Source organism: Caryophanon latum (genome assembly GCF_001700325.1).
Taxonomy (GTDB): Bacteria; Bacillota; Bacilli; order Bacillales_A; family Planococcaceae; genus Caryophanon; species Caryophanon latum.
The window spans coordinates 1-1,980 of record NZ_MATO01000088.1; the positions used below are offsets into that span (position 1 = coordinate 1).

At 34.3% G+C, this 1,980-nt stretch carries 1 protein-coding gene; it reads right to left on the minus strand.

Annotated features, from left to right (window positions below; genetic code table 11):
- Nucleotides 1-498: 498 nt before the first annotated feature.
- Nucleotides 499-1,596, minus strand: coding sequence for an HD-GYP domain-containing protein (locus tag A6K76_RS16120; protein WP_066466600.1), 1,098 nt, complete (start codon nucleotides 1,594-1,596; stop codon nucleotides 499-501).
- Nucleotides 1,597-1,980 lie beyond the last annotated feature (384 nt).

The following is a 1,980-nucleotide window of genomic DNA, read 5'->3' on the forward strand; positions in this document are numbered from 1 at the left end:
TAAAATTTTGCTGTCATCAATTATGATGTCCAAAATTGTTTGCTAGAGTTAACTATCTATTTTTCATCAACGTTTGTTGTTCAGTTTTCAAGTTTCATGTCGCTGTCTCAAGCGAACTTCTATATCTTAGCATTTCCACTAAGTTTTTGTCAACAACTATTTTCAAAAAGTTTTTTTTAAACTTGTTTTCAATATGTTGTTTCGTTTGCGTCACCTTAGCGACTTTATACATATTAACATGTTACTTAAATAAAAACAACTCTTTTTCTAATCTTTTAATCTTGTATTATTTTATAGTATAAAAGAGTAAAAATTTATATACTAAAATTACCATTCATCTTAAAAGTAGATAGCACAATTCAGATGCTATCTACTCCACTAAGTTTCTACATAGCTCTTTTTAATTTGGTATGAGGTCCTCGATTAATGAATCCCTCTAATAACTTTTATTTTAAGCTATGAAGATTTTAAACCACACCATCTCACCTCATACCCTTTCTATTTTAGAACTCGATTAATATAAATAGCTCTATGCTGAGATAAATCTAATAACTCTCCTGTGCTTAATACTTTTACAAGCGGTCTCGTTAGTGCATATTGATTAATAAACATTACTTCAGCCTTTTCTAAATTCGATAATTCAACCTGCGTATTTAAAGGCAAATCTGCTACGACATTAATTAATGATTGCACTACATCCATATCAAACTTTCCGAACTCGGATTCACGAATCATTTCTACTACTTTAAATGTTGAAGCACGTGTACGATATAAACGCTCAGAAGTCATCGCATGAAATACATCCGATACAGCAATAATTTGTGCAAATTTTGAAATGGACTCTGCTTTATTTCCTCCTGGATAACCACTACCGTCTAATCGCTCATGATGCTGATAAATGGCTAACTTCATCGCATCTTTTAATACAGGAATCATTTTAATCATATTTAAACTATGATACGGATGTCTCTGTACTTCTTTAAACTCGCTTTCTGAAAGCATGCTTACTTTATTTCGAATACGACGCTCTACTTTTGCCATACCACAATCTGCTAATAAACCCGCTAAGCCCATTTGAATAATGATGCCTCTTTCATAACCGAGCTTTTGTGTAATAACAGCTGCGATTAAGCCTGTCGCAATGCAATGGTGATAAATATAATCTTCTGGAACACTATAGGCGTTTAAATCATAAATGACTGTGCGATCTTGTAACGCATTATCTAAGAGCGGTAAGAAGAAGCCACGCACTTTCGTAATATCAATATGGGCTCCTGCTTCCCAATTGAAAAACTCTTTCTTAATTTGTTGGATTGCATTTTTGTAATTACGTTCGAAAATATTGGCATAACGTTCTTTTTTCGTCATTGGTGGGGCTGTCGGAATAGATGAATTTATTTCTTCACTCGTCTCATTTGCCGATTCAGGTTCCTTAATGAGTACATTTTTTACTTGAAATGCCTCTAATATTAAAAGATGCACAGGACGTATTACAGTATTTTGAGCAATAATTGGACTTTTTGTATTGGCAAATATATCTTGCGCTACAATATGACCTAATTGGACGTTTTCTAAATTTGACACTGTGACTTCCATTTAAAATACCAACCTTTCATTTGTTCACATTTTTATACTATTCTCAAGTGTGTTGATTAGCCATTAAACTGGCAACTTACGTACTGTTGCTCACTTTGCTAGGACTCGGCGGCCAACACGATGTTTGTCATGTGACTCGTATAGTGGCGTTTATCACCTTCCTCACGACTATGGGGTCTTGAGGCTCGCGATTTTTCCGCCGGATGTCCACTTATTATTTCAAGCAATCTTTATGCGTCAACCCAGTTTACGGTGATGAACCCTTATTATAGAAACACATTAATATAATGGGGGAAACATATGTATTACTAATTCCACTTATATTCACTTATATCCTTCAAAAAATCGAGTAGGAGGGAGTGATTAACTCCCGACCTCTCACAC